Source organism: Pseudooceanicola aestuariicola (assembly GCF_045763785.1).
Taxonomy (GTDB): Bacteria; Pseudomonadota; Alphaproteobacteria; order Rhodobacterales; family Rhodobacteraceae; genus Pseudooceanicola.
Genome location: NZ_JBJGSF010000017.1, coordinates 1 through 6071, shown reverse-complemented (window position 1 = coordinate 6071; position 6071 = coordinate 1). Strand labels below are relative to the sequence as shown.

At 49.6% G+C, this 6071-nt stretch carries 5 protein-coding genes; all 5 read right to left on the bottom strand.

All coding sequences use genetic code 11. The annotated features are described in order from the left end of the window. Nucleotides 1–158: 158 nt before the first annotated feature. Nucleotides 159–833 carry a DUF7002 family protein gene (locus ACI3GR_RS20045; protein WP_407497031.1) on the bottom strand — a complete coding sequence of 225 codons (675 nt, stop codon included), beginning with the start codon at nt 831–833 and terminating at the stop codon, nt 159–161. Beyond that, on the bottom strand, nt 830–2461 hold the full coding sequence (locus ACI3GR_RS20040) for an adenylosuccinate synthetase (RefSeq protein ID WP_407497030.1): 1632 nt from the start codon (nt 2459–2461) through the stop codon (nt 830–832). Before ACI3GR_RS20040 ends, ACI3GR_RS20045 begins: the two co-directional genes overlap by 4 nt. Next, a complete protein-coding gene (locus ACI3GR_RS20035; RefSeq protein WP_407497029.1) occupies nt 2458–3798 on the bottom strand; it encodes an ImmA/IrrE family metallo-endopeptidase in 1341 nt (446 codons plus the stop codon). Before ACI3GR_RS20035 ends, ACI3GR_RS20040 begins: the two co-directional genes overlap by 4 nt. Nucleotides 3799–3912: 114 nt before the next feature. Further along, the gene (locus ACI3GR_RS20030) at nt 3913–5784 is read right to left on the bottom strand and encodes a DUF6119 family protein (RefSeq protein WP_407497028.1); all 1872 of its coding nucleotides are present in this window, start codon (nt 5782–5784) and stop codon (nt 3913–3915) included. Between the two features lie 81 nt (nt 5785–5865). Then, nucleotides 5866–6071 (bottom strand): hypothetical protein (locus ACI3GR_RS20025; RefSeq protein ID WP_407497027.1); only part of this gene is annotated, 206 nt, incomplete at its 5' end.

Below are 6071 nucleotides of genomic sequence, written 5' to 3'. Positions count from 1 at the left end.
AGTTTATTGAATTGTCAGTGGGAGTTCACCTAGAACTCTTTCAATCAATTTGAGGTATCAAGCTTGGTAGACGTAGTAAGCCTGTTATTGCCGTAAAAAGCATCAGCATCTGCAGTCTAGAAATTAACCCCAATGAAAAGTTCGAAATCTTTGCCGAACTACTTTTCGAACAGCACTTCGACAACATCAGTATTCCGTTTTACCAACACGCGTCGAACGTGGTCGCTCAGGTCAGGCACTGAATAGTCAACAGTTAGTTCAACTATTCGCTCCCCCCGTTTGCGCTTCCGACGCCATTCTGAATAGGGATAATTTTTAATCCTGGAAAAAGTACTTTCGTCACGCGCGACTGGATTCATCACGGTGCTGCCACTGTTGTAAGGGCACAAACAAATGCGATCACGATGAGCGTCGAGTAGCGAGCGCGTGTCAATTTCGAGCACATCATGCTCATTGTCGCGATAAGCACCCGCTTGAAGTAGACGGTGCAATCTGTCTTGGGTTAGCCAGAAAAATACACGCGAATTCAGAATCGAATACCAATCTGACGGTTTCAGCCGTGCAGGCAAGACCTTTTTTAGAGCTTTGTCGCTCATTGGAATTTGGTCACGGATCACAGCATCAGGAAGTCCAGGAGCAGATACCGCGACGCTACTGGGGCGATGTCGAAATTCAATCTTCTCGCGTTCGGTCCCCTCGACACCGTAGAGGTCAAGAAGCGCAGTTGTGCTAAGCAAACCACGCTCGCGTATGGCCGGCCAAGACCCCCTTTGGGCCATATGATATAGAGTTGGGCAGTCTGACAGCACTTCCTCAAGTTCTTCGTTGGTCACCACGCTCTCCGATCAATTACGTTGCGCCAGTTGAAAGCAGTCGAAAGCAACGAGACAGGACGTCCCGAAACACGCTCTACTTCTTCTACAAAACTAATGGTCTCTTCTGTCAACTGTTCAAATCTGTAAGCATCTCTATTCTCGACACCGAAGTAGTCAACGAATGTCAAAGCGATATCTGTTGGCCCGTTCAACTGCACAGAGTCCTTGAATTGAACCCAGTCGAATTCGGCTATCCGCCGCTCCCGATTGGTGGTGGTAGTCGTTTCCACGCGTCTTAACTCGTCCAGTGGAATTCGGCTGCGCTCATGAATTGTCTGCATATCCACTTCATAGTCCATAGGGCCGGACGGTCCTCCAACCCGGATCGGATATGTCCGGCAAACCATGATCACCTTACGCACATTTGAGGGTGCTATTCCGGCATCTGCAAGGCATCCAGACACCGAGGTATCCCGCGTGGTAACGTGGGGATACGGGCCATGATGTAGGCTGAGCGAAGTCCCTTGCGTGCCTTCAAGAAGAATGCTTTGGCCCTGAACGATTGCATCGGCGATTAGCTTACGGGCACTCCCAACATACGGAGCTAGTTCAGCACAATCTCGTGCCAAAAACTTCAGCTTATCCTGCTTGTATTCCGAGCGCCCAGTCATCTTTCTAGCCGAAGCCACTCCGACTCCTTGCGCCGTCGAACTGATACTGCCGTAGTTTTCCTGTTCTTCCTCACGGTCCGCGTCAGTAATCACCATCGCCTGAGGATCGATTGTAAGTCGATCTATAGACACTTCATGCTCAGAGATTTCTTGTAAAAGCTTCGGCGGATAAATGACTGCGCCGGGGCCAAGTAAAAGCTTTGCATTCGGTGCACGCTGAGTGCCTGACGGAAGGTGGAAATACTTCTCTGGGCTGGGTTCAGCATACACCTGATGGCCCGCATTGGGGCCACCAACTCGGATTAGCAAATCGTACTCCGGAGCAATATGCCCAACGATGTTTCCTTTGCCTTCGCTGCCGTATTGCCCTCCAATCAAAACATCGACGAGCGCATCATTCGAACGAGGGTAAAGGTTAAGCAGAGCAGTTGCTCGTACGAGAACCGATTCCTTGCTGCACTTGTCTGTAGAGACGACCACATCTGCAACATCTGCCAGTTTCTCCACGCCCTTCTCGGTCCGGTTAGACTTCAATTGATCATATGTGACGCTTTGGTCGTCTAAACGGGACCGCTGTTCGAAGCGAGTACGCAACTCTTCTTCTGTAGCGGTAAGGTGAACGTGGTGAACGTCGGCCCCATAGGCCTTTCTTATGGCATTGACCTGGCCAGTGATGCGGACCGAGTCGACGACAAACAGCCCCTTGGGAGTCTCGCTTCTCGTGCTGTCATCAATGACGCGTTGCAAGGCTTCTCCCACCCAGGCTCCGCCGTCTTGACTATCCAATCTTTGACCCGCCAATTGAAGTGCGCGGCGCTCATCTTTCGTTTTCGGGACTTTCTGTAGTATTAGATCTTTGGTCTTCACTACTCTAGCGCGGTGTTTGTCTTGCAGTTGCCGAACCAATGCAGACTTGCCCGAGCATATCTGCCCGGAAACCAATACTATGCGCAATGCGGCCCGTTTTGTCGTCAATCGAAAAGCTCAAGTTGTTCCCGTTTGGGAGGCGGATCATAGATTGTCACTGTCAACCCCGCGCGTATCATTACATCGTCGATCATTTCTTGAACAGTATCCCAATCACCACCTGCCGCTCCCGTGCCTATTCTCGGCATGTGGATACTTGCGTTCTGCTCAAGTGCTCGATCTGCAACTCTTGCAAGCCCTTTCTCAAGGGCAGAATAACGAATGCGTGGAAATAGAGAAGGGCCAAAACCTTCTTGAGCCACAATGCTTGCAATCTGAATTTCTACATCGGCTTGTGCAAAAATGGTTTCTCCTAGGCGTTGATCCTGCGGCACCGACATAATTTCCCGCGAGAACTGTGCCTCCGCATCTGGGTATTTCCTACCAAACTTCCTTGCGACCCCGCCGCCCCACTTTATAGCTTTATCGTTGACCAACTGGCAAATAATCTTCGATCCGCCATTTTTCGGCTCAAGAATGTTCCCGTACACATACCTAGTCAATCGCCGATTAGGTTCCGCGCGATCAAATCGAAAAAATCCCGCGACCCTCGGAAAAGTTGAGCCCGGAAAACCGGGTATTCCGACACACTCAACATTGGTGGATTTACCAGTTATCCAGTCTTCAGATGAAGAGTCTGTGTGTCCAATTGCGGTGCAACTATTAATGACACTACTCTTTGGGACTTCGAAACCCTGCAGACGCACGCGGGGAGAAGTAGGTGAGCCGACGTAGTAATTGACGAAATACTTGCGATATCCCGATTCTGAAATCCTCGGTGAAGCCACAAAGACGCCGACAGGCTGGACAGAAATCTTCGCCATCCGCATCAGAAAAGCTTCCACCGAAACATCATACTCGCGTCGTTTTTGCATTAATTCTTCGATGGATGGTACCTCTGCAACATCGGACAGGCTGCCTATTGGCAGGACCAGCTCTGATGCTACAATGTTGCACAGCATCTCAAGCTGCCACTCGTCCTGTGACCCAGCAGTGCCCCCGCGATTTCGAATTTGTTCAGCCCAGTCTGGGAAGAGTAGATGTGCTATTTCGTGAGCAATGGAAAACCGAACTCGTTCGCGAGGTTGTCTCGGATTAAACTCGATTGTTGGTCCGCGTTTGGTATCGAAAAGACGCGCGTCAGAGATGCTAGAGTTGGCCTCGATTCGGACATCTAACATTTCTGCGATGAAGATCGGATTGAAGGGAGGGCCAGACCAACCATTCTCTCTAGCTTTGAGAACCAGACTCCGCGCTACTTCTTGGATGGTTTCGACCGGATCGGCACCTTTCGCTAGCGCTTTGACAGAGGGATTTGTCCAACTTATCCCGGAAGATGCTGTCATTTATGCTTACCTTGATGTTTCCGTTGAGGCCGTGCGTGTGGTCGCTTAGGTGCGATTGCTCTATTGTACGTGTCGTTATACCAACTCGCAGAGCAACGGCTACGGGTATAACACTCAGGCATTTTCTAGAACATCAAAATCCCAACTGGGATGGCTCCTGATACTCCCATCAGGTTTGAGGCTGACTTGGAGGCGAAACCGTGAGTTTGGCAGCGCTTCGCGGACCTCTTTTGGACAATGCGTGACGACTCGATCCGGATCGAAGCCTTCCTGGTTAGGACATGGCTTGACGTGGGCTAGGCCTACATCGTCATGGGTGACTTCCACATCGATTTCATGATACTTCTTATGACCAACTTTCTTTGGGCTTTGATCTTCAATGAACAGTAACGAGCATGGGACCGCATAGAGGTCTAGAATCTGCATAATCCGCATAAGGCTCAACCTTGAGAACAAGGGTAAGTTGTCAGCTTGGGCACCGGCGGCTTTGTGCGAGATTACTCCAAAGATGACCTTGAACTTCCTACTTTCTATGGGGCTGCTGAAAATGTCTCGCTGCGCTTCAGCAACCTTGCCCCGAACGAGGTTCTTCATCTTGGCTCGGCATTCTTCTTCTTGTTTTAGTAGCTCGATTGCGTTCAAGCCCTGGTTGAAGAGGTGACTAAGATGCGCAGAACGCGTGGAATTCTTGATGTGATAAAGATCTGCTGTAGCTGTTTCAGTACCGATGTTCGAAACGGAATAGATATCACAGGGTTCCACTTGGCTCGCACCGGAGGGGCTTATGTTCGTTTGATCTAGGCACAAGTATTCTTCATTCCATGCTGAAATGGCAGCGTTGTAAGCCTCTTCGCTATAGACTTGCTTTCCCTTTACTGTTTTGTCGTGATTGTAGGGGGGTAAATGTGAGGGCTGACACTTATCGTTGATGTACGTTGTCATACGTTCGACAAACGTCGCCTCTGCGCGATACCAGTTACCATCAGTGATATGGTATATGGCTCCGTCGTCCGCAGATGCTGTCTCATAGACAAGAGATCGCATAACAGTATATGAGCGCCCCGGACGACCGTCTACGTCGCAGAGAACAAGCTGGTACTGGCGAAGCGCTTGGGCATTTTCTGGCGAGATGTTTTGTTCGTCCAAAAAGTCCCAAAGAGCTTCAATTGTTATGTCTGGAAATATCTCACTGGTTTTGCCCTCCGCGCGAAAGAACCAGCAGGCCTTATCGCCTTGGTAGTCAACAATCTCCGGTATCGACAGAACCAAAATTTCATGCTTTTCCTTGAATGATTCCAGCAGCTTCTCGTTCAGGCCGTCGACCTTTTCTGGATCCTTGACCGGAGAAATATTTTGGATATTTGGAAACGTTTCCTCGTAGGCTGTGCAGTTATAAAGACCCAACAAGGTTTGGCATATCTCAGGAAGCTGGCTTGGCTGCGCCTTGCTTCCAATCTTCAGTGATGATGATCCTGTAGCATTCTTGAAAATTTCTGCATATTCCTCTTTTACTTTCCCTGTGAGGCTTCTGATAATCTCGCTATTCCCATCAAAGTCCAAGAATGTAAGGTCCGTAGAAATGGCGACCTGTGTGCGTTTGCGACGCGCTGTTCCCGGAGAAACCATATCGGCGCTCTTGAGCTCTGCAGGATCAAGGCTATTGAGAGTTACACGTAAGCCGAAGTCGTACTCGTACGAATAGTCGTTCAAATGATGATAGACATGTCCGAAAGAGATGGCGAAATTCCGCCCACCCACTTCAAGAAATACCAGCGCCCCCTTCGACGCTTGGTGCAGCTCTTGCTCAATCCCGAAGTATGAACGCCACCAAGGCGGCCGTGGCGGTGTATCCAGAACATAAAGGAGCGCGTCATCCGGCAAACCTGTTGCTTCAGATTTTTCAAGGCTGTGCTCTTGCTTCAATGCGTTTGTGTGATCAAAGCCTTCTTTGAGTAGGTAAATCGAGAACGGTTTAATCTTTGCCATGAAGGTTCCTTCATCTAGCACTGCAGATATCCTAGCCGTTAAAATTTTTTATCCAAGCACTTAGACGGCTTCAGAACTCCTTTATTGCTTCGCTGTTTTGGGATGAGATTTTCTGATTTCTGCGCGACCTTTAATCGGAAAAAGGATATCGTGTGATCCTAGAGCGAACCGCGAATATTCGGTGTGCGATCGCGCCATCTCTGAGCTCAGTCGAATGAGACCCATTGGTCGGTTGATCCAGTCGATCCAGGCTTCGACTTGGCAAATACCTATTGCTGCGTGAGAGA

Bases quoted from the DNA above. Each gene is read 5' to 3' on its own strand.
- ACI3GR_RS20035 (WP_407497029.1), bottom strand. From the start codon at position 3,798: ATGACAGCATCTTCCGGGATAAGTTGGACAAATCCCTCTGTCAAAGCG.
- ACI3GR_RS20030 (WP_407497028.1), bottom strand. From the start codon at position 5,784: ATGGCAAAGATTAAACCGTTCTCGATTTACCTACTCAAAGAAGGCTTT.